Genomic DNA, 21,257 nt, shown 5'->3' on the forward strand with positions numbered 1-21,257 from the left:
CGGTGCAGGTGCAGAAAGCCACTGCTGCTTTGCGACACTGCCTGACGCCATACTGGACGGGTTGCGACAGGCGCGCCTTGATCCGTATCAAACGTGCAACGGGGCAGTGGCGTGGTGCATTCCGCCGGATGTCACCCGGCGATCACCGACGGCGGAAAACGGGATGGCGTTTTTCGGCAAATGCCAGCCGGCCTTCGGCATAATCTTCGCTTTTCGAGCATGCCGTAGCCCGTGCGTTCATCTGATCGGCGGCAGACTCTGCCTCCGAGCTTCCGGCCATCCGGATCGCGGCTTTGGCGGCTTCAACAGTCAGGGGCGCGTTGGCGGCGATGGTCGTGGCCAGAGCGCTTACCTCCTCCGCCAGATCGTCCTGCGGCACAACGCGGTTCACCAGTCCGTGTCTGAGCGCTTCTTCAGCCTCAAACAGGCGTGCCGAGAACAGGATTTCCGAGGCTATGGCGGGCCCGGCCACAGATCTCAGGCGGCGCACGCCGGCATAGCCATAGCCGAGGCCGAGTTTTGCCGCCGGAATGCCCATACGTGTGCCCTGTGCGCAGATCCGTATGTCGCAGCTCAGGGCGATTGCCAGACCGCCGCCAACACAAAAACCATGAATCTGGGCGATGGTCGGTTTCGGAAACGTATAGAGCGCGGCGTCCGCTCCTTCGTACCGGGCGTTGTAGTCCTGGATACCTTCATCTGTAGAGCGCATCGCATCGAATTCGGTGATGTCCGCGCCTGATACAAAGGCACGCTCGCCCGCACCACTGAGCACAACAGCGCGGATGTCATCGTCCTCAGCAAAAAATGCGAGCGCGTCCCGCAGGCCGTCCCACATGTCCAGGGACATCGCATTAAGCCGGTCAGGTTTGTTGAAGATGATCCGTCCGGTTGCGCCCTCTCTTTCGACCAGCAGTTTACCTTCGGCGAATGTGGGAAGCGTTCTGTGCATATCGGGGTCCTTTTTTGTGCCGTCGTGCCTTGCGGCATAGTCGGTATTCCGTCTGCCTGTGCAAGACCCCAGCGTGTCCGGGCCTGACCTGACTGACTTGACATGGCCGGGTCCATTTGGTCACGTCGCGTCTGACAGAGCAGCCAGCCGGGACTGCCACAGAACCGGAAAGGGCAGAGCATGGGACACAGGTTTCCGGAAAAAAGTGCCGGAAAGCGCAGGACATGAGCCGTCTTTTTCACGAGGATACGCTCTTGCGGGGTACCGGCGCCGACGACGTCGCGCGCGCGCTCTACGACGTTGCAGCGGGCCTGCCGCTGATATGTCCGCACGGGCACACAGACCCGGCATGGTTTGCCGCAAACAGCGCCTTTCAGGATCCTGCCGCGCTGATCGTCACCCCCGACCACTACATCACGCGTATGTTCACAAGTCAGGGTCTGAGCCCCGATGATTTCGGCATTGCCCGCAGGGACGGGACGCGGCGCGCATCAAACCCGCGTGCCATCTGGCGCCGGTTCGCAGAACACTGGCACCTGTTCCGGGGCACGCCGACGCGCCTGTGGCTGGATATCACATTTCAGCGTTTGTTCGGTATCACCGATCCGCTGACGCCGGCGACGGCTGATGCGGTTTACGACACCATTGCGGCCGCGCTGGAGACCCCCGAATTCAGGCCCCGTGCACTCTTCGAGCGGTTCGGTATCGAGGTTCTGGCCACAACCGACAACGCACTGGATACGCTGGAGCATCACTCTGCGATACAGGCGAGTGGCTGGAAAGGGCGGGTCATCCCGACGTACAGACCGGATCAGGTCACTGATCCGGATCACGAAGGTTTTGCGGCAGCACTGGACCGCATGGGTGATTTAACAGGCGAGGACACCGGTACCTGGCAGGGGTATCTGGCAGCCCACCACAGCCGCCGGGCGTTTTTCCGGACGCGCGGTGCGACTGCAACCGACCACGGCACGCCGGATGCCCGGACGGCAGACCTTGACTGGTCAGAAGCAGCAGTGCTCTACGACCGGATCAGGCGCGGGCGGCCAGAACCGGACGATCATGCCCTTTTCCGGGCGCAGATGCTGACGGAAATGGCACGGATGAGCGCAGAGGACGGCATGGTGATGCAGATCCATCCCGGGTCATTCCGCAATCATAACCGGCATGTATTTGAGCGTTTCGGGCGTGACAAAGGGTTCGATATTCCAACGCAGACCGAGTTTACGCGCAGCCTCTGGCCTCTTCTGAATGCGCTTGGCAATAAACCAGGGTTGAGAATTGTGCTCTTTACACTTGATGAAACCACCTATGCCCGCGAGCTGGCACCGCTGGCCGGGGCCTGGCCCTCGCTGGTGCTCGGGCCCGCCTGGTGGTTTCACGACAGTGCGGAAGGCATGCGGCGGTTCCGCGAGATGACGACGGAAACCGCCGGCATCTGTAACACCGCCGGTTTCAACGATGATACGCGCGCCTTTCCCTCAATCCCGGCCCGTCACGAAGTGGCCCGGCGGGTCGACTGTGCCTGGCTGGCCCGCATGGTGGCCGACCACCGGCTGCGCGAGGATGAAGCGTTTGACATGATCGAAGAACTTTCCTGCGGGCTTGCGCGCCGAACCTACCGTCTCTGACCTTGCCGGTCCGGTGCACCGGATTAGGTGGCGCAGGACAGCGGAACATAGGGCAGGCAACATGGCGGGACGTCCGGAAATAGCAGTGATCGGTGCGGGCCTTGCAGGTGTCCGGCTTGCAGGGTTGCTGCGTGACGTGGCAACAGTGAAAATCTTTGAAAAATCGCGCGGCACAGGCGGGCGCATGTCCACGCGGCGTGCGGAAGGTTTTCAGTTTGACCACGGTGCGCAGTATTTCACAGCGCGCGGAGAGGCGTTCCGGGCGTTTCTGGCACCGTTCATTGCCAGTGGAACGGTTGCCGAATGGAAACCCCGGCTGAGAGCGGCACCGTCCGACAGGCAAACTGATGAACTCCGCTGGAATGCGTCCCGGTACGTGGGCGTTCCGGCCATGAACAGCCTGTGCAAGGCTGCTGCCGGGGCACTGGCGGTTGCGCATGGTGATGCCGTCCGGACCTTGCATCGCCATGCAGACGGCTGGAAGCTTGAACTGGCCTCGGGTGAAGAGGCAGGGCCCTTTGCCGCGGTTCTGTCTACTGCGCCAGCGGTGCAGACAGCGGCACTGTTACCGCAGGAGATGTCAGGCCGTGCCGCGCTGGAAGGCGCCCGGATGCTGGGCTGTTACAGCCTTATGTGCGGTTTTGTTGATCTGCCGGATCTGGGCTGGGATGCGCTGGTTTGTGACGGATCACCGCTTGCCTGGATTGCGGCGGGCCATTCCCGACCCGGGCGCACGGACGCGGCGGCGCTTCTGTGCCAGACCAGTAACGCCTGGGCAGAGGAAAACCTTGAGCGCGACCAGCAGGACATACAGCAGGAGCTGTTGTCGGCGCTGGCGGACGCAACAGGTCTGAACACGGATGCTGCCAGTTATGTCAGCCTGCATCGCTGGCGCTATGCGGCAGTTCAGACGCCTGCGGGACGTCCCTGCCTGTTTGATCCGGATCTTGGTGTCGGCGCGGCCGGCGACTGGTGTGAACACGGACGGGTTGAGGCCGCATTCGACAGCGCTGAGGCGCTGGCAGCCGAAGTGAAGTCATATCTTGCCCGAAAGGGTTTCAGATGACTGTCACGCGCATACTGCCCAGACCGGCGATGGCAATTTCCATAACATCGCCGCGAACGACAGGACCGACGCCTGCGGGTGTACCTGACAGGATAACATCACCTGGTGCGAGCTCGAAGTACTCCGACAAAAACGCGATCATCTCGGGTACTTTCCAGATCAGCTGGTTAAGATCTCCTTCCTGACGCAATGATCCGTTTACATGCAGCGTCACCGCGCCCTCGGTAAGCGGCCCTGTCGTTTCGACCGGGTGGACAGGCCCCACCGGCGCAGAGCCTTCAAAGGCTTTTCCGATCGCCCAGGGACGGCCAGCCTTTTTCATTTCGCCCTGCAGGTCACGCCTGGTCATATCGAGCGCCAGCGCGTATCCGAAAACGTGATCACCCGCCTCCTCAACCGGGATGTTGCGACCACCGGTTTTCAGCATGACCGCCAGTTCCGCCTCGTGATGTACATCTGATGTCCGGGGCGGGTAAGGAAAGGTGCCGGTCGTGTTCAGATTGTCCGGATTTTTCTGAAAAAAGAAAGGGGCCTCGCGATCCGGGTCATGGCCCATTTCTATGGCATGGGCGGCATAGTTCCGGCCGACGCAATATACCCGCCGGACCGGAAACACAGCGTCGGATCCTGCCACAGGCAGAGCAGGTACAGCGGGGGGGGAAAATGCGTAACGGGTCATCCTGGCTCCAGCATCTGCAATTTGTCACTGACTGCCGGTCTATCGGTTGCCCGGCAGTTTGGGAAGCGCTGGCCTTCGGCTGAGTGTCCGCTATCTGTTGGGCAGGCACAGTTGCTTCCCACCACAGGCATGGAGCAGCGCGAAAAGACGAAGGAACCGCAGTCTTGCAGACAATATCGGGATTACTGAACGACCCATCCGGCTCATCCCCTGCCTTTGGCGCCCCTGACACAGGGTGGCTGACATACGACGGTCTGCGCGGGTTATGCGGGGATGTCGCTGCGTCCCTGCACCGCATGGGCATTGGCAGAGGAGACCGCGTGGCCATCGTCCTGCCCAATGGTCCGCAGATGGCTGCGGCCTTTGTGGCAATAGCGCAGGTCGCGGTTACCGCACCACTGAACCCCGGATACCGGGAAGACGAATACGTTTTTTACCTCGGTGATCTTGGCGCAAAGGCGCTGGTGGTCGCCGAAGACTACAATGGGCCTGCTCTTGCTGCTGCAACGCATCACGGATTGCGGGTGATCCGTCTTTCGGTACCGGACGGCGCGCCGGCCGGGTTTTTCACGCTGCATGGCAGGGATCAGCCCGGTGCGGACACAGGTGCGCCCGGCCCGGATGAGGTGGCGCTGATCCTGCATACCTCAGGGACGACGTCGCGGCCCAAGATTGTGCCTCTGCTGCAGTCAAATGTCGCGGCATCTGCTGTGCATATCCGTACGTCTCTGGGGCTGACACCGGCAGATCGCTGCATGAACGTTATGCCGCTCTTTCATATCCATGGACTGATCGCAGCCGTATTGGCGAGTCTTTCTGCGGGGGCCTCTGTCTGGTGCGCGCCCGGGTTTGATGCGTTGCGGTTTTTCGGCTGGATGAAAGACGCCCGGCCAACATGGTACACAGCGGTTCCGACGATGCACCAGGCTGTCCTGACCCGGGCGGCGCGCAATGCGGATGTCATCGGATCAACGCCGCTGCGGTTCCTGCGGTCGTCCTCTGCAAGCCTGCCAGCACAGGTTATGGTGCAGCTGGAAGAGACCTTTGATGCTCCTGTCATCGAAGGCTACGGCATGACAGAAGCAGCCCACCAGATGGCCTCAAACCCGCTCGGGCGTGGCGCACAGAGACCGGGGTCCGTCGGGGTGGCGGCCGGGCCGGCGGTGCGCATTGCCCATGAGGTCGGGAACCAGCTTGTCACCGGCACCGGTGAGATTGTGATCTCCGGACCCAATGTGACGCCGGGCTACGAGAATAACCCGGAAGCCAACGCAAAAAGCTTCTTTATCGCTGAAGGGCACCGCTGGTTCCGGACAGGAGATCAGGGAGCATTCGATGAGGAAGGATATCTGCGGCTGACTGGCCGTCTGAAAGAGATCATCAACCGGGGTGGCGAAAAGGTGAGCCCGCTGGAGGTTGATGGTGTGCTGCTGGATCACCCGGGTATTGCGCAGGTGGTCACCTTCGCCCTGCCGCATCCGAAGCTGGGAGAGGAAGTCGCGGCTGCGGTCGTCCTGGCCGAAGGCTCAGATGTGACCGAGCGGGACATCCGCGATTTTGCCGCCTCCCGCATGGCGGATTTCAAAGTGCCACGCCGGGTGATCATCCTGGATGAGATCCCGAAGGGCGCTACAGGCAAAATGCAGCGGATTGGCCTGGCCGAGAAGCTGGGGCTGGTTGCGAGGGCCTGACGGACGCGCAACAAAGAGGGCAGGCGGTCAGACGCGTACGACCCCTCGGACACTTTCGGCATCAACAGGGTGTGATGTCTGCAAAACAGGCCTGAAAAGGACAGAAGATGAAAATTTGTATTTTCGGAGCGGGCGCCATCGGCGGCTTTATGGGCGTAAAACTTGCGCAGGCCGGTGCCGATGTCAGCCTGGTCGCGCGCGGACCGCATCTTGCGGCAATGAAAGCGCGCGGTCTGACGCTGCTGGAAGCCGGCGAGGAGATCACAGTTCCGGTACGCGCCAGCGACAATGCTGCGGAACTGGGTGAGCAGGACTATGTGATTGTGACGCTCAAAGCCCATTCGGTGCCGCCTGTCGTGGGGGCAATGCAGCCTCTGATCGGGCCGGAAACGACCGTTGTCAGCGGTGTAAACGGCGTGCCCTGGTGGTATTTCCACAAACTGGGCGGCCCTCTGGAGGGGACGCGGCTGGAGACTGTAGATCCGGGAAATGCGCAGTGGGACGGGTTTGGTCCGGACCGGGTGCTGGGCTGCGTGGTTTATCCCGCCGCCGAAGTATCCGAGCCGGGGGTTGTACGCCACATCGAAGGCAAACGGTTTTCGCTTGGCGAGCCGGATGGCAGCCGGTCGGAACGGGCGCAGGCTCTCTCGGCGGTTTTGTCTGCCGCCGGATTGCGCGCGCCGGTACGGCCGCGCCTGAGGGACGAAATCTGGGTGAAACTCTGGGGGAACCTGTCTTTTAACCCGATCTCGGCGCTGACCCATGCAACACTGGACGTGCTGTGTACCGATCCCGGGACACGTAATGTCGCACGGGCTATGATGCTGGAGGCGCAGCAGATCGGTGAAAAACTTGGTGTAAAGTTTCCGATCGATGTAGAGCGGCGCATTGATGGTGGCGCCGCTGTTGGTGCGCACCGAACATCAATGCTGCAGGATCTCGAAGCCGGCAGGCCTCTTGAGACGGATGCGCTGGTGACGGCCGTTCAGGAGCTGGGGCGCATCACTGACACGCCCACGCCGGTCATCGACACCGTTCTGGCCCTCGTCAGGTTAAGAGAACAATCCCGGGACAGCGCAAAATGAACGATCCGCTGGCGCTCAGGGTGTCCGGTCTGACCAAAGCCTACACCAGTGGTGGGGCAAAGGTTCCTGTGCTGGAAGGCGTGAGTTTTTCCATGCAACGCGGCGAGACGCTCGCGCTGGTCGGCGAATCCGGTTCGGGAAAGAGCACGGTGCTGCATCTGATTGCCGGTCTGGACAGGCCCTGCGCCGGGAGTATTGAGATCAGCGGGGTCGAGGTTGCAGGCATGAGCGACGCCGACAGCGCTGCGATGCGACGTGGAACCGTTGGGCTGGTGTTTCAGCAGTTCAACCTGATCCCCAGCCTGACGGTGGCCGGGAACATCGCTTTTCATGCGCGCCTGTCGGGTCGGAATGATCCGGACAGAAACGGGGAACTGGCGGCGCGGCTTGGTCTTGAAGATCATCTGGGGAAATATCCCGAAACTCTTTCAGGCGGCCAGCAGCAACGCGTGGCAATCGCGCGGACACTTGCCTGCAGACCCGCGCTGATCCTGGCTGATGAACCGACCGGGAATCTTGATGAAGCAACGGCGGATCGCGTACTTGATCTTTTGCTGGACACAGCCCGGGACGCAGGAGCTGCCGTGCTGATGGTGACGCATTCCGCGCGCCATGCGGGGCGTATGAACCGCCAGCTTACCCTGTCACGGGGCAGGATTGTGCAGGGTCGGGCAGGTGAAGCACCCGACCAGAGGCAACCTGCATGATGGCGTCCGGCATGTCAGCGCTGATGTCGCACTGGTGGCGTAATCCGTGGCAACTCCTGACCCTGATCGCGGGCCTCGCGCTGGCCACGGCGCTCTGGTCGGGCGTTCAGGCCATCAACGCAGAAGCGCGGGCAAGCTATGCAGCTGCCTCCGATGTTCTCGGGGGCGGTGATCTCGCGCGGCTGAGCCGGGTGGATGGACGTTCACTGAGCACCGACGAATACACAACCCTGCGTCGCAGTGGCTGGCTGGTCAGTCCCGTGATGCAGGGCATACTTGAGGCGCAGGGTACCGAATTTGTGCTCACGGGCATAGAGCCGCTGACCTGGCCCGGGGCGTCACCGGGGGCAGAGACAGGTTCTGCGGCCGTTCCCGGGGGTCTTCTCGGAGAGGAGGCGGCGGTGCTGGCGCACCCGGATGACGCAGCACTGCTGAGCGACATTGATGCACCGGTGCGCGCCGACACAGGCCGGACGCGGGGCCGCCTGCTGGCAGATATCGCGCTTGCTGAAAGGCTGCTGGAAGGGCGCGGTCGTATTGACTATCTGATTGTGTCGCCGGATCAACCGCGCGGCATTCCCGACCTGCCTGAAGCTTATCGGATCAGCGTACCGGAAAATACAACAGATATCAGCCGGTTAACCCGAAGCTTTCACCTGAATCTCACAGCGTTCGGACTGTTGTCCTTTGCGGTTGGCATTTTCATTGTTTATGGCGCCACAGGCCTTGCATTTGAACAGAGGCGGGCGGTGTTCCGGACACTGCGCGCGCTGGGTCTGCCGCTCAGCAGGCTGATGCTTCTGGTGACGGCAGAGCTGGGCCTTTTCGCGCTGGTCGCAGGCGCAGCAGGTGTGGCGCTGGGGTATCTGATTGCAGCGGCTTTGCTGCCGGATGTAGCGGCTACGCTGCGCGGTCTGTATGGCGCCGAAATCACCGGCCAGCTGACGTTGCGCTGGTCGTGGTGGATTTCGGGGCTGGCCATGGCCGTCGCGGGTACGGCGGTTGCCGCGGTTGCTGCGCTGATCCGGCTGGCGCGTATGCCGCTTTTGTCGTTCAATCATCCCCGCGCGATGAGCCTGCAGGCCGCCGGGACCCAACACATTCTGTTGCTGGTCGCGTGCGCTTTCTGTGCCGGCGGCTTGATGATCAGCTGGCTGGCCGATGGGCTGGTCGCCGGGTTCGGTCTGCTTGCAGGGCTGTTGCTGGGCGCAGCCCTTTGCCTGCCTGTGGTTCTGTCCGCTGTCCTGCGCCTCGCTGAGACGCGCGCGGGAGGTGCAGTCGCCCAGTGGTTCTGGGCAGACAGCCGTCAGCAGCTTCCGGGACTGTCGATGGCGCTTATGGCGCTGCTGCTCGCGATGGCTGCCAACATCGGCGTATCGACCATGGTATCGAGTTTCCGGCTGACCTTTACCGGCTACCTTGACCAGAGACTGTCATCTGAGCTGTATCTCCGCGTGAACAGTGATGCACAGGTTATTGAAATGATGCCATTTCTTGTCAGTAATGCTGATGCGGTTCTGCCTGTTGTATCAGCGGATGCGCGCGAAGGCGGTCTGCCAGCCGAGATTTTCGGGCTGCGTGATCATCAGACCTACCGGGACAACTGGCCTTTGCTGGAAGCGCGCGCCGATGTCTGGGACCAGCTCGCGGCCGGAAACGGTGCCCTTATCAACGAACAGCTGGCCCGGCGTCAGAATCTTGTGCCGGGAGACACGCTCAGCGGTGGCGATGTGGTGCTGGGTATCTACAGCGATTACGGGAACCCTGCCGGGCAGATCGTTATCTCAGAGGCTCTGTTCACCAGCAGGTATCCGGGGGCCACAGCCCGTCAGTTCGGCTTGCGTACGGACCGGCCGGACGCTCTGGCGGCTGCATTGCAGGAGCGGTTTGATCTGCCTGCGGATGCGCTGATCAACCAGCAGGATCTCAAGGCCTTCTCGCTCAGCGTCTTTGACCGGACGTTTTCTGTCACGGCCGCGCTGAATGTTCTGACCCTGTCGGTTGCAGGCCTTGCGATCCTGATCAGCCTTCTGACACTGGCGGCGATGCGTCTGCCGCAGCTTGCGCCTGTCTGGGCGCTTGGCATGACACGGCGACAGCTGGCCGGGCTCGAACTCATCCGCGCCGTCAGCCTTGCAGTACTGACAGGTCTGCTGGCGGTGCCACTGGGCCTTTTGCTGGCCTGGGTCCTTCTGGCCGTGGTGAATGTAGAGGCCTTTGGCTGGCGGTTGCCGATGTTCCTTTTTCCCGCAGACATGCTGCGTCTGGGTGCCCTGACGCTCATTGTTGCATTTCTGGCAGCCCTCTGGCCAGCGGTCAGACTTGCACGGATGCCACCGCAGACACTTCTCCGGGTGTTCAGCAATGAACGGTAGGCCTGTACAGATCCTGCTCCGGGTGATCCTCGCGCTCTGCTTTGCAGTTTTTCCTGCAGTGTCCGCGGTTGCACAGGGGTTCGCTGGCCTGGGCGCAGCGGCCGAAGGGTTCACGCAGCCCTCGCGTGATATTCCGGTCAGCTTTCCACGCGATCATGGTCCGCATCCTGATTTCCGCATCGAGTGGTGGTACCTGACGGCCAATCTGCAGGACGCTGACGGCACGAAGTACGGTCTGCAGTGGACGCTTTTCCGTTCCGCAATGGCTCCGGAAGAAAAGGACGGCTGGGCAAGTCCGCAGATCTGGATGGGTCACGCGGCAGTCACAACACCCACAGCGCACTATGTCGCCGAGCGGCTTGCACGGGGAGGGATCGGGCAGGCCGGGGCACGCGCCGACCCTTTCAGCGCCTGGATCGATGACTGGGAAATGACGGCAACCGGTGATGGCATTGATGCACTTGAGCTGAGAGCACGCGGGACCGATTTCGGCTACGACATGACGCTGTCAGCAACAGGTCCCATCGTTCTGCAGGGTGACAGGGGTTATTCCGTGAAATCCACAGGTGGCCGCGCCAGCTATTACTACTCGCAGCCGTTTTATGAGATTTCAGGGACCCTGCGTCTGCCGGAACGGGACGTAACTGTTACCGGCACGGCCTGGCTCGACCGCGAATGGGCGTCACAGCCGCTGGGCGATACCCAGATCAGCTGGGACTGGTTCTCGATGGTGTTTGACGGGGGAGAGCGGCTTATGGGCTTTACCCTGCACGACAGCGAAACCGGCGACTTCACAGCCGCAACATGGATCGCATCCGACGGCACGCCCACGCCCTATCCCAACGGGGCGTTTCAGTCACGCCCCCTTGAGACAGCGCAGGTCGCCGGACGTGACGTTCCGGTTGTATGGCAGGTGCTTTTGCCTGACAAAGGCATTGACGTGACAGTCCGTGCGCTCAATCCGCAGGCGTGGATGGACACGTCGGTCTCCTACTGGGAAGGGCCCGTGACCATAACAGGCAGCCATCCCGGCAGGGGATATCTGGAAATGACCGGTTACTGACCAACCGGTCTGCCGTCGGCAGAACCTGACGGACCCACAGGGGCGCTTTTCCACAGGAGCAGGCCATGGCGCGTAACGCAAATATGAAACGCCGCACTGTGCTGATCGGATCGCTTGCGGTCGCGGGCGGTGTGGCCTTCGGCGCCTGGCGGCTGGCGCGGCCGCACGATAACCCTCTCACGGCAACGCTCGCGCCGGGCGAGGCCAGCTTCAATCCGTTTGTGCTGGTGACTCCCGGTGGCATCACGCTGATTACCCCGCATGCAGATGTCGGGCAGGGCGCGCAGTCCATGCAGGCGATGCTGATCGCCGAAGAAATGGATATCGGTTTCGGACAGTTCGAGACATCTTTCGGTCAGCCGGATGCGGCATATTATAACCGGGCCGTCGCCGGCGACGCCGTGCCTTTTGTGTCGACAGACACCGGGTTACTGGCCGGGGCGGTGCGGGATGCCGCGGGTGTCGTATCAAAGGTTATGGGTCTGCAGATAACCGGCGGTTCGACTTCGGTTCCGGACAGCTTTGAAAAACTGCGACATGCCGGTGCGGTGGCCCGTGAAACACTGAAGGCTGCGGCAGCAGCGAAATCAGGCATTCCCGCGGACGGGTTGCGCACGCAGGACGCTGCTGTGATCCTGCCCGACGGCGCGCGGCTGACCTATACCTCCCTTGCGGCTGAGGCGGCGCAGATCTCTCCGGTTTCTCCGGGTTCCCTGAGGCCCCCGTCCGAATGGCGGCTGGCAGGGCAGCAGGTGCAGCGGCTTGATATTGCCGCCAAATCCACGGGTCGCCAAAGCTATGGCATCGACGCGCGACCCGATGGGGTGCTCTTTGCCTCCGCCCGACTGAATCCGGGCAAGGGCGGTGGCCTGAAAGGCTATGACGCGTCCCGGGCCGAAGGCATGCAGGGGGTGCGGCAGATCCTGCCCCTGCAGAACGGAGTTGCGGTGATTGCTGACAACACATGGTATGCCTTTCAGGCCCTGAAAGAGATTGATTGTGACTGGGGCGGCGCCCCCTATCCTGCAGAACAGAAAGACCACTGGCGTCTGCTCGGGTTTGCGCTGGACGGCGATACGCCTGACCGGATCTGGCGTGATGACCGCGACCCTGATCAGACAGTCGCGGATGGTTTTACTGCAGAACTGGAATTCCGCGCGCCCTACGTGGCACATCAGCCGCTGGAGCCGCTGAATGCCACGGTTCTGATCACGGGTGATCATGCAGAGGTCTGGGCGGCGCACCAGATGCCGGGACTTGTTCAGGCGCGCGTTGCCGGTGCGGCAGGGCTGGACCCGTCGCAGGTCGTCTTTCACAACCAGATGGCCGGTGGCAGCTTCGGGCATCGCCTGGAGTTTGACGTTATCGACTATGCCACCGAGATCGCCTTGCAGATACCGGGCAGGCCTGTGCGTCTGGTCCTGAGCCGCGAAGAGGATTTTGCACAGGATTACCCACGCCAGATCGGCATGGCACGCGGTGCCGGGGGCTGGCGTGCGGGGCAGGTGACCCATCTGGCGCTGAACATCGCAAGCCCGTCCGTCACCCGGTCGCAGGCTGGCCGGGCAGGTCTGCCTGCACCCGGGCCGGATACGCAGATTGTTGCGGGTGCCTGGAACATGCCCTACGCAATCCCGACTCTGAGCGTTACGGGCTTTGCGGTCGAAGGGCTGGCGCCGGTCAGCTCATGGCGATCCGTGGGCGCGTCGACAGCGGGCTTTTTTGCCGAGTGCCTGCTGGACGAAGTGATCCATGCCGCCGGCGCCGATCCCATGGAGGAGCGGCTGCGTCTGGTGAGTGACCCTGTGGCGCGCGCAGTACTGGAGGCCGTTGCAGACATGTCAGACTGGGGCGCGCCCCAAAAACCGGGGCAGGGTCGGGGTGTGGCGCTGGTCACATCCTTCGGGGTGCCTGTCGCTCAGGTCACAGATGTAACCCGGACGCCCGGCGGACTGCGCATCGACAGGGTCTGGGTGGCTGCCGATGCAGGCACGGTTATTGACCCGCTGAACTTTGAGGCGCAGGTGCAGGGAGGTGTGATCTGGGGTCTTGGTCACGCTATAAATTCGGAAATTACCTATGCCGATGGTGCACCGCAGCAGAGCAACTACCACGAGGCCGAGGGCATGCGGCTTTATCAGACCCCGCAGATCACAGTCCGGACACTGCAGAACGCGTCACAGATCCGGGGTATCGGCGAGCCACCGGTGCCGCCGGCAGCTCCAGCGCTGGCCAACGCAGTTTTCGCTGCGACGGGCCAGCGGCTGCGGGAGATGCCGTTTAACCGGCATGTTGCCTTTGTCTGACACCTTTGCTTGATGCCTGTTGCCGGGGCAGGTATCTGTCCGGGGCGCGCTTTTCTGCGCCGGACCGGGGAGGCTGAGTATGGATTTCGCACTGACAGAGGAGCAATCTGCCATCTTTGAGATGACGGCGGCTTTTGCACAGGAACATATAGCGCCTAATGCCCGCGCCTGGGAGGCGCAGGGCACAATCCCGAAAGAGCTCTGGCCGGAGGTCGCGTCACTTGGGCTTGCCGGTATTTACGTATCAGAGAAATACGGCGGTTCCGGGCTCACCCGTCTGGATGCCACCCTCGTGTTCGAGGCCCTTGCGATGGCGTGCCCGGCCGTTGGGTCATTCCTGTCGATCCACAATATGTGTGGCGGCATGATCGATACCTATGGCTCTGATGAGATGCGTGCGCACTGGCTGCCGCAGCTTTGCTCGATGGAGAAGATTTTTTCGTACTGTCTGACAGAACCCGGATCAGGGTCTGATGCAGCGGCCCTCCGGACGCGGGCCGAGAAAACAAACGGGGGATACCGGCTGAACGGGACCAAGGCCTTCATCTCCGGCGGGGGGTACTCGGATGTTTATCTGAGCATGGTCCGCACAGGCGCTGACGGGGCAGGAGGCATCTCGGCGATGCTGGTTGAAAACGGCAGCGACGGCCTGTCTTTTGGCGCCTCCGAAGACAAGATGGGCTGGCGTGCACAACCCACGGCGCAGGTGCAGTTCGATGATTGCGCGGTTCCCGCGGCAAACCTGGTCGGGGAAGAAGGCCGGGGGTTTGCCTATGCGATGGCAGGTCTTGATGGCGGCCGCCTGAATATCGCTGCTTCCGCTCTGGGCGGAGCGCAGGCGGCGCTGAACGCGGCACTTGCCTATATGGGCGAACGTAAAGCATTCGGCAGATCCATCGACCAGTTTCAGGCGCTGCAGTTCCGGCTTGCTGATATGGAAGTGCGCCTTCAGGCCGCGCGTGTGTTTCTGCGTCAGGCGGCCTGGAAACTGGACAATAAAACACCTGATGCGACGCAGTATTGTGCAATGGCAAAACTGTTTGTCACGGATGTGTCCTTTGACGTGGCTAACGACGCACTCCAGTTGCATGGCGGGTATGGGTATCTCGCGGATTATGGTGTGGAGAAGATCGTGCGGGATCTCAGAGTGCATCAGATCCTCGAAGGGACGAACGAGATCATGCGGGTAATTATTTCGCGTCAGATGCTGGCAGGTCGCGACGGGCGATAGTCCGTTTGGGGCTGTAAATCTCGTCTGTTAAGTGTCGATTTACCCCTGATAGTCATAACAGGAGCCGGAGGGCGATCCTGACTGGCGCCCGTTTTCGAGCAGCAGGGTGACCGCGTGGCGCTGAGTTCATACGATTCCGAAAGTACCTGGAGAGGTGCTCCCAAAAAAGTTCTTATTGTCGACGATTCCAGAACGATCCGCGCGTGGCTGCGGGCTACGCTTGCAGCCGACCCGCGCCTGGAAATCGTGGGCGAGGCCGAAGATGCTGTTGCTGCGCGGGACTTTCTGCGCGCCAGTCACGCCGACGTGCTGACCCTGGACATAGAGATGCCGGGAATGAGCGGTCTCGAATTTCTGACCCGTCTGATGAAAGCACGGCCAATGCCGGTCGTCATGATGTCGAGTCTTACTTCTGCGGGCAGCGACGCGGCTATTCAGGCGCTGTCCCGTGGGGCAGTCGATTGTATGGTCAAACCCAGCGGTGCCTACGGACGTGAGCTGACCGATGACATCTGCGAGCGGGTGTTTCAGGCGGCCTGCACAACAGCTTCAAGGCTGCGGGTGCAGTCGTCGCCACTGGCGGCGACACCTGCTGCAAAGGTATCTGCTGACACGACACCGTTCCGGGGCTGCCGGCGGAAAACCATATTTCTGATCGGTGCGTCCACGGGCGGTGTTGCTGCTCTGGAAAGCGTGCTGCCGATGCTCGATCCGGGTGGTCCGCCGGTGGTAATTGTTCAGCACATGCCCGGAAATTTTCTGGTCAGTTTTTCCCAGCGGCTGGACCGACATCTCAAGCAGAACGTCTGCCTTGCAGAAGAGGGGATGCGCCTTGAACGTGGTGATATCGTGCTGGCACCCGGTGCTGGCCAGCATACGGCCATCCGCAGGCGCAACGATGCATGGGTCTGCCATTTTGAACCAAATGATCCTCCGGCTCTTCATTGTCCGGCGGTGGACGTCCTTTTTCAGTCAGCTGTGAGCGAAGCCAGACACGTAAGCGCTGCGATTCTGACCGGACTCGGCAAAGACGGCGCAGAGGGGTTGCGACAGCTGTCAGAGGGCGGAGCCCGCACGTTCGGTCAGAACGAAGACACCTGTGTTGTGTATGGTATGCCCCGGGCAGCAAAAGCGCTGGGTGCAGTCGGTCGCGAACTTCCGCTGGACCGGATCGGGACTGCGATGCGCGAAAGCCCGCAAAAGAAACCGGCGAGAGGTGAACAGCATGCCGGAGTGCCAAAATAATGCAGGGCAAACGTGTTCACATCACGCAGGGCGAGAAACTTGCAAGTGCCGATCCCGAAGCTGTCATCAGCACAATTCTCGGGTCATGTGTTTCCTGTTGTCTCTGGGACCCGATCGCAAAAGTTGGCGGCATGAACCACATGCTGCTGACTGTCAGCACCGTCGAAAGCGGTATATGCAATCTTGCAGGCATCAATGCGATGGAATTGCTGATCAACGATATTCTTAAACTGGGCGGTCAGCGTCACAGGCTAAGGGCCAAAGCATTCGGCGGTGCCCGCATGGTCAGTGGGTTAAGTGATATCGGAAAGACCAACAGTGAGTTCACGCTCGGTTTTCTGCGTGCAGAGGGCATAGAGTGCGAGGGGCATTCACTGGGTGGAGAGGCAGCCCGACATGTCATGTTCTGGCCGGCCACGGGAAGGGTCATGCAAAAGGTAAGAAAAGACGCACCTGTGGAACTCCGTGCCGAAGTGACAGCGCCTGAGACCGGCGGAAACGATCTGGAGCTGTTCTGAAATTCTTCGGTTTTAATATGTTCCCGGGAATATGGTGTTCCGGGTTCAGCAAGTGAAAGTGGATCCGGATGCAAAAGTCAGCTCACTCAGCTCTGCAGGCAAACCGCGCATGTTTTGAACAGGATCTCCGGATCCGTACTCGGCTTAGTATTGCTCTACCAAACGAGTCTGGGCGCAAAATCGCCCTGGCCAGCAATTTTGCGCGACCATGATTGTGGAGGAGGGTTAAAGATTGTGGGACCTGTTTTGACAGGGTTGCTTTGACCAAGACCGAGCTGTCACAGAGTTTTCGTTAATCGTCCAGACCGTGAGCTCTCCAGATAATCTGTTCTGTTTCCGCCCGTTTCTGAATTGCAGAAAAGTCTCAGAAAAGATCGACATCACCGACAGCGCGTTTCAGGCTGCTCTCTTCAGGTCGGCGTTCGCCGGCCAGAATGCCCTTTGTGACTTCAAGCTTCAGTTTTGAACTCAGCTCATTCAGGTTGCCGATGCGGGCCGACAGATTTTCGTCCTCACGGCTCAGAAGCGTCGTCAGCAGAGCCAGATCCTCAAGACACTGACGAAGATAGTCAAGCGCCTGAAGTCTCGTTATTTCAACGCCATGTGCGGGCTGCCCATCCGTCATCGATGTTCCTATGGCTTCTTCCACGTCGAATGCCTGACCGGCCAGCAGGTCCAGCTGGCTGGACATTCTGTCCAGTAGAGTAGAAATGCCCAGAGAGTTCTGTTCGTCCCATTTCATTCAAAGGCGCCCGACTACTGCTTCAATGCAGTTTCGCAGTCCTGCTTGCTCAAATGGCTTTTTGAGATAATTGTTCATACCCAGCTTCTTGCCGTGATCGACAATTTGTTGCTCAGCGCGTCCGGTAATCAGAATGAAGCCAACACCTTTTGTTTTCGGAGAGGCCCTTAACTGGTGCAGCAGCTGCAGGCCATCCATCTGTGGCATATTATAATCTGAGATGACGAGATGCACAGGATGTGTTGCCAAAGACTGTAATGCTTCAACTCCGTTTTCAGCTGTGGAAACATTGCGCACCCCAAAAGCGTCAAGAGCCTGGGTAATTAGGCCTCTGCTGGTTGACATGTCATCAACAACCATTATCCGAATTTTATCTCTCAGTGACATATCGCTTCCTTCACTCTGTCCGTCAGTTTGTTCGGTTTGTTTTTGGACGGTAGGTGGTGGGTCCATCCGTAAGAAAGCCAACCGCTTCATTATCGATAATGCGTTCTGAATGGCCCAGAAATATATGTCCGTCGGCTTTCAGAGCACCGAGGAATCTCGGCCAGAGCTTATTCTGAGTTTCCAGATCAAAGTAGATGACGACATTTCGACAGAAAATGACGTCAAACTTCTGTTTCATTGGCCAATCGGCAAGAAGATTGAGCTCTTTGAACGAAACCAACTCTCTGAGTGCATCACCGGCAGAGAACTGGTTTTCGGTACCAGCTTGGCTGCGTGCAAAAAACTTTTTCAACAACTCTTCTGGAATACCATCGGTCAGGCGCTCCGGATAGTCGGCTTTTCGCGCAAATTCCACGACATTGGGATCAATGTCTGTCCCAAGTATTTTAACATCAAATGACGCCACGTCGGGTATTTTGTTCAACAGAACCATAGCAATTGAATAACCCTCCTGGCCATTGGAACAGCCAGCAGACCAGATTCTTACTTTTTCACCGTTTTTCATTTTTTCCCTGAGGCCGGGCACAATTTTTGTCTCAAAGATATCGAAGTGGTGCTTTTCACGGAAAAAGTGTGAAACGTTCGTAGTCAGCGCGGAGATCATGTGTCGCAGTTCCGTGCGACCATTGTCGGACGAAATCAGGTTGGTATACGAGCCGAAGCTTTCGAGACCCAGCGCATTGACACGGTGACGAAGCCGAGATTGGATCATGGAAGATTTTTCCTTCACCAGTTGGAGACCGCTCTCCCGGTACGCAATCTTTGCAATGACATCAAAGTCGGCTGCGTTGAGATCCATTTTGCTGCCCACGCTCATTACGCTGCAGAACTCTGAACAGAAGCGACCACAGAGCCAAGATCAAGGACGCGTATCATCCGTTCATCTATGAGCGTCAGCGAACTGACCACGCTTGGAACATTTCCGGTATTTACTTCAGGTGGAGGCTGCAGATCATCTTCGGTAATTGCGATTATGTCAGACACAGCATCGACCAGAAGGCCAGTCATAGTGTCCTCGTGGCTTACCACTATAATGACGTTGCGGTCAGAGTGTTCCCTGGCTTTCAGGCCCAGTCTCTGCGACAGGTCCATGACCGGCAGGACTGTTCCGCGCAGGTTGATCACACCTTTCATGTAGCTTGGTGCATGGGGCAGTGGCGTGGTCTGTGTCCATCCGCGGATCTCGCGCACTGACATTATATCCAGCGAGTACTCCTGGTCGGCCAGTTGGAAGGTCAGCAGTTCAATGGATGCAGAAGATTCTTTTTCGGTCATGCCGGTATCCCCGTAGCTGGTGTGGAGTTGCTGGCTCCGACAGAGCCCATAGCGTTTGTTATGATGTCTGAAGTGTCGAGGATCAGCGCAATCTGTCCGTCTCCAAGTATGGTTGCGGCGGCTATTCCTGGAGCCCGGTAGAAGCTGTCATCAAGGCCTTTGATTACCACCTGTCGCTGGTCCTGGATGCTGTCTATGATAAGAGCTGCATGGCTTTCGTCTTCGTGCGCGATGAGCAATACGACACAGCCCTCAAAATCTTCAATGGATTCACGGTATCCGAGCTCTTTTCCGAGGTCGAAAATCGGAACGAAGCCGCTTCTCACGCGCACAACAAATGAACCCGGGCGCACCATTTCCACGTCTTTGTTTGAAAGCGTCAGAGTTTCAATGACCACGTTGAGGGGTAGTACGAGCGTTTCTCCCGCGACCTGAACAACCATTCCATCCAAAACGGCCAGCGTCAGGGGCAATGAGATGGAAAACGTTGTGCCAACTCCTGGTGTAGAGGAAATTGTTATTCGTCCACCCAAGGCCTGAATTGCTGTTCGGACGACGTCCATTCCGACGCCACGACCGGAGAGATCGGATACAACGGTGGCTGTGGAGAAGCCCGGAAGGAAGAGGAGATTATCGATCTCACTGTCACTCAGTGATGCATCTTCCGGAATTAACCCTTTATCGATCGCAATCTGCATGACTTTTTCGCGGTTGATGCCACCACCATCATCGGACACATCAATCACGACGCGTCCTGAACGGTGGGCGGCCACCAGGTTTACCCGGCCCTGTTCGGGTTTTCCGGCGGCAAGGCGTTCCTCCGAAGTTTCGAGGCCATGATCGACAGCATTGCGGATCATGTGGGTCAGAGGGTCCGCGAGCCTTTCGATAACGGTCTTGTCTACTTCAGTATTCTCACCTTCTGTATGAAGTCTGACATCTTTGCCAACGGAGGCGGAAGATTCGCGGACAATCCGTGACATGCGCTGAAACAGTGATTTAACCGGCTGAGCGCGGATCATCATGACACTGTCCTGAATATCGCGGGTAAGTCGCTGAAATTCCTCCAGGCCGTTCATTGCATCTGAGTGGGGCGATAAACCAGATGACTCCAGACTCTGGGAAAGCATCGCCTGATTGATCACCAGCTCGCCCACCAGGTTGACGAGACGTTCTATTCGGTCCAGATCGACCCGTACAACTGACTTTGCCGCGGCTGCCGGTGCCGAAGATGAGGTATTGCTTTTGGCTACTGACGGCGCCGGCGCCGGTTTATCCTCGCTGACGGCAGGAAGCTCGGCAGCAGGAGCCGGTGCAGACCCGGTTTCGTGTTGTTCAGGAATTTCCGGTGTATCTGTTTCGATGGGGTCTGCCACGCCGTTGACGACTTCTGGTCCTGCTTCGTCTGATACAGGAGCATCTCCGTTCTGTGAGATCGTCAGTGAGCACAGCCCTTCTACAAATTCGAATGCAGCTTCGATCTCGGCGACGTCTACTGCCGAGGCAAGTTCAATCGTCCATGAAAGATAAGAGTGCTCTGGTGACAGTTCGTCCAGATCGGGTATCTTGCCGAGGTTACATGTAACGTCGCAGTCACCCATTTCATCCAGGGCGCGCAGCATATGAAAGGGTTCATTTCCGGTCTCAAAAAGCTCGTTTTCAGGCCGGAATTCAATCGTGTACCGGTTGAGGCCGGGAAGTGGCGGCAGGTCTGGCAGGTCAATATCAGGCAGCGCCAGTCCGTCCCCGTCATCATCGCCAAAATCCATGTCGAGTGACAGAGTGGCGGGTTGGAAATCGATATCCTCGTCTTCTTCGGCTTCTTCTTCTGCGCCAGCGTCTTCGCCCAGCATTTCATTCAGGAAACCCAGAAGCTCTGCTGTACGTGCCTCTGGAAGATCGCCGGCATCGCGGGAAATCCGGACGAGGTCGGAAAGGTGATCAGCACACTGAAAAAAGACCTTCAGAGCATCAGGCCCGGCGGTCATCCTGCCTGCACGCACTTCATCGAGCACGGTTTCAAACCGGTGTGCGAAACGTACCAGAGCCTCCAGGCCAAACGCGCCGGCGCCGCCCTTGATCGAATGAACGGCTCGGAAGACGACGTTGATTGTCTCAGTATCATCCGCACCGTCGTCAAGTTCCTGGAGCCCGTCCTGGAGGGCCTCGAGCAGTTCCTCGCATTCAATGAAGAATGACGCCCGGATTTCTGCCATAGGGTCGTTGGTATCAGCCATGTCTTAC

At 59.5% G+C, this 21,257-nt stretch carries 18 protein-coding genes; 11 read left to right on the top strand and 7 right to left on the bottom strand.

Annotated features, from left to right (window positions below; all coding sequences use genetic code 11):
• Window positions 1–142 precede the first annotated feature (142 nt).
• Window positions 143–952 (bottom strand): enoyl-CoA hydratase, encoded by an 810-nt coding sequence (locus Q0792_RS01140; RefSeq protein WP_298835770.1) that lies wholly within the window; start codon window positions 950–952, stop codon window positions 143–145.
• 224 nt (window positions 953–1,176) lie between these two features.
• Between Q0792_RS01140 and uxaC the strand changes: the two genes are divergently transcribed.
• Both uxaC and Q0792_RS01150 read left to right on the top strand, forming a co-directional pair.
• Window positions 1,177–2,583: a glucuronate isomerase gene (gene uxaC / locus Q0792_RS01145; RefSeq protein WP_298835771.1), complete on the top strand. Its 1,407-nt coding sequence runs from the start codon at window positions 1,177–1,179 to the stop codon at window positions 2,581–2,583.
• A gap of 61 nt (window positions 2,584–2,644) precedes the next feature.
• On the top strand, window positions 2,645–3,649 hold the full coding sequence (locus Q0792_RS01150; protein WP_298835772.1) for an NAD(P)-binding protein: 1,005 nt from the start codon (window positions 2,645–2,647) through the stop codon (window positions 3,647–3,649).
• Here Q0792_RS01150 and Q0792_RS01155 read toward each other — a convergent pair.
• Window positions 3,642–4,328, bottom strand: coding sequence for a fumarylacetoacetate hydrolase family protein (locus tag Q0792_RS01155; RefSeq protein ID WP_298835773.1), 687 nt, complete (start codon window positions 4,326–4,328; stop codon window positions 3,642–3,644). The two genes, Q0792_RS01150 and Q0792_RS01155, sit on opposite strands and share 8 nt — an antisense overlap.
• Window positions 4,329–4,492: 164 nt before the next feature.
• On the opposite strand from Q0792_RS01155, the gene Q0792_RS01160 reads away from it, so the two are divergent.
• From Q0792_RS01160 to Q0792_RS01200, 9 genes are all read left to right on the top strand, one after another.
• Window positions 4,493–6,019 carry an acyl--CoA ligase gene (locus Q0792_RS01160; RefSeq protein ID WP_298835774.1) on the top strand — a complete coding sequence of 509 codons (1,527 nt, stop codon included), beginning with the start codon at window positions 4,493–4,495 and terminating at the stop codon, window positions 6,017–6,019.
• A 107-nt stretch (window positions 6,020–6,126) separates the two neighbouring features.
• Window positions 6,127–7,104 (top strand): 2-dehydropantoate 2-reductase, encoded by a 978-nt coding sequence (locus Q0792_RS01165; protein WP_298835775.1) that lies wholly within the window; start codon window positions 6,127–6,129, stop codon window positions 7,102–7,104.
• A complete protein-coding gene (locus tag Q0792_RS01170) occupies window positions 7,101–7,811 on the top strand; it encodes an ABC transporter ATP-binding protein (RefSeq protein ID WP_298835776.1) in 711 nt (236 codons plus the stop codon). Before Q0792_RS01165 ends, Q0792_RS01170 begins: the two co-directional genes overlap by 4 nt.
• An 11-nt stretch (window positions 7,812–7,822) precedes the next feature.
• On the top strand, window positions 7,823–10,186 hold the full coding sequence (locus tag Q0792_RS01175; protein WP_298835777.1) for an FtsX-like permease family protein: 2,364 nt from the start codon (window positions 7,823–7,825) through the stop codon (window positions 10,184–10,186).
• The gene (locus Q0792_RS01180; RefSeq protein WP_298835778.1) at window positions 10,176–11,249 is read left to right on the top strand and encodes a lipocalin-like domain-containing protein; all 1,074 of its coding nucleotides are present in this window, start codon (window positions 10,176–10,178) and stop codon (window positions 11,247–11,249) included. The genes Q0792_RS01175 and Q0792_RS01180 overlap by 11 nt, the downstream gene beginning before the upstream one ends.
• A 65-nt stretch (window positions 11,250–11,314) precedes the next feature.
• On the top strand, window positions 11,315–13,555 hold the full coding sequence (locus Q0792_RS01185) for a molybdopterin cofactor-binding domain-containing protein (RefSeq protein ID WP_298835779.1): 2,241 nt from the start codon (window positions 11,315–11,317) through the stop codon (window positions 13,553–13,555).
• 79 nt (window positions 13,556–13,634) lie between these two features.
• Window positions 13,635–14,786, top strand: coding sequence for an acyl-CoA dehydrogenase family protein (locus Q0792_RS01190; RefSeq protein WP_298835780.1), 1,152 nt, complete (start codon window positions 13,635–13,637; stop codon window positions 14,784–14,786).
• Window positions 14,787–14,900: 114 nt separating this feature from the next.
• Window positions 14,901–16,031, top strand: a complete 1,131-nt coding sequence (gene cheB / locus Q0792_RS01195) for a chemotaxis-specific protein-glutamate methyltransferase CheB (protein WP_298835781.1) — start codon at window positions 14,901–14,903, stop codon at window positions 16,029–16,031.
• Window positions 16,031–16,549 (top strand): chemotaxis protein CheD, encoded by a 519-nt coding sequence (locus Q0792_RS01200; protein WP_298835782.1) that lies wholly within the window; start codon window positions 16,031–16,033, stop codon window positions 16,547–16,549. The genes cheB and Q0792_RS01200 overlap by 1 nt, the downstream gene beginning before the upstream one ends.
• Window positions 16,550–16,913: 364 nt before the next feature.
• On the opposite strand, the gene Q0792_RS01205 is transcribed toward Q0792_RS01200, so the two are convergent.
• The 5 genes from Q0792_RS01205 to Q0792_RS01225 are packed head-to-tail and all read right to left on the bottom strand — an operon-like array spanning window position 16,914 to window position 21,250.
• Complete coding sequence (locus Q0792_RS01205; protein ID WP_298835783.1) at window positions 16,914–17,291, bottom strand: hypothetical protein; 378 nt, start codon at window positions 17,289–17,291, stop codon at window positions 16,914–16,916.
• Window positions 17,292–17,678 carry a response regulator gene (locus Q0792_RS01210; protein WP_298835784.1) on the bottom strand — a complete coding sequence of 129 codons (387 nt, stop codon included), beginning with the start codon at window positions 17,676–17,678 and terminating at the stop codon, window positions 17,292–17,294.
• A gap of 22 nt (window positions 17,679–17,700) precedes the next feature.
• Window positions 17,701–18,537 (bottom strand): protein-glutamate O-methyltransferase CheR, encoded by an 837-nt coding sequence (locus Q0792_RS01215; protein ID WP_298835785.1) that lies wholly within the window; start codon window positions 18,535–18,537, stop codon window positions 17,701–17,703.
• 17 nt (window positions 18,538–18,554) lie between these two features.
• Window positions 18,555–19,013: a chemotaxis protein CheW gene (locus tag Q0792_RS01220; RefSeq protein ID WP_298835786.1), complete on the bottom strand. Its 459-nt coding sequence runs from the start codon at window positions 19,011–19,013 to the stop codon at window positions 18,555–18,557.
• Window positions 19,010–21,250, bottom strand: a complete 2,241-nt coding sequence (locus Q0792_RS01225) for a chemotaxis protein CheA (protein ID WP_298835787.1) — start codon at window positions 21,248–21,250, stop codon at window positions 19,010–19,012. Before Q0792_RS01225 ends, Q0792_RS01220 begins: the two co-directional genes overlap by 4 nt.
• Window positions 21,251–21,257: the final 7 nt, after the last annotated feature.

It is taken from the genome of uncultured Roseobacter sp. (genome assembly GCF_947495025.1).
Lineage (GTDB): Bacteria > Pseudomonadota > Alphaproteobacteria > Rhodobacterales > Rhodobacteraceae > Roseobacter.

Coding starts and splice junctions, on each gene's coding strand:
- Q0792_RS01155 (WP_298835773.1), bottom strand. CDS start 4,328: ATGACCCGTTACGCATTTTCCCCCCCCGCTGTACCTGCTCTGCCTGTG.
- Q0792_RS01225 (WP_298835787.1), bottom strand. CDS start 21,250: ATGGCTGATACCAACGACCCTATGGCAGAAATCCGGGCGTCATTCTTC.
- Q0792_RS01175 (WP_298835777.1), top strand. CDS start 7,823: ATGTCAGCGCTGATGTCGCACTGGTGGCGTAATCCGTGGCAACTCCTG.
- Q0792_RS01220 (WP_298835786.1), bottom strand. CDS start 19,013: ATGACCGAAAAAGAATCTTCTGCATCCATTGAACTGCTGACCTTCCAA.
- Q0792_RS01170 (WP_298835776.1), top strand. CDS start 7,101: ATGAACGATCCGCTGGCGCTCAGGGTGTCCGGTCTGACCAAAGCCTAC.
- Q0792_RS01215 (WP_298835785.1), bottom strand. CDS start 18,537: ATGGATCTCAACGCAGCCGACTTTGATGTCATTGCAAAGATTGCGTAC.
- Q0792_RS01185 (WP_298835779.1), top strand. CDS start 11,315: ATGGCGCGTAACGCAAATATGAAACGCCGCACTGTGCTGATCGGATCG.
- Q0792_RS01210 (WP_298835784.1), bottom strand. CDS start 17,678: ATGTCACTGAGAGATAAAATTCGGATAATGGTTGTTGATGACATGTCA.
- Q0792_RS01205 (WP_298835783.1), bottom strand. CDS start 17,291: ATGAAATGGGACGAACAGAACTCTCTGGGCATTTCTACTCTACTGGAC.
- Q0792_RS01165 (WP_298835775.1), top strand. CDS start 6,127: ATGAAAATTTGTATTTTCGGAGCGGGCGCCATCGGCGGCTTTATGGGC.
- Q0792_RS01190 (WP_298835780.1), top strand. CDS start 13,635: ATGGATTTCGCACTGACAGAGGAGCAATCTGCCATCTTTGAGATGACG.
- Q0792_RS01150 (WP_298835772.1), top strand. CDS start 2,645: ATGGCGGGACGTCCGGAAATAGCAGTGATCGGTGCGGGCCTTGCAGGT.
- Q0792_RS01180 (WP_298835778.1), top strand. CDS start 10,176: ATGAACGGTAGGCCTGTACAGATCCTGCTCCGGGTGATCCTCGCGCTC.
- uxaC (WP_298835771.1), top strand. CDS start 1,177: ATGAGCCGTCTTTTTCACGAGGATACGCTCTTGCGGGGTACCGGCGCC.
- Q0792_RS01140 (WP_298835770.1), bottom strand. CDS start 952: ATGCACAGAACGCTTCCCACATTCGCCGAAGGTAAACTGCTGGTCGAA.
- Q0792_RS01200 (WP_298835782.1), top strand. CDS start 16,031: ATGCAGGGCAAACGTGTTCACATCACGCAGGGCGAGAAACTTGCAAGT.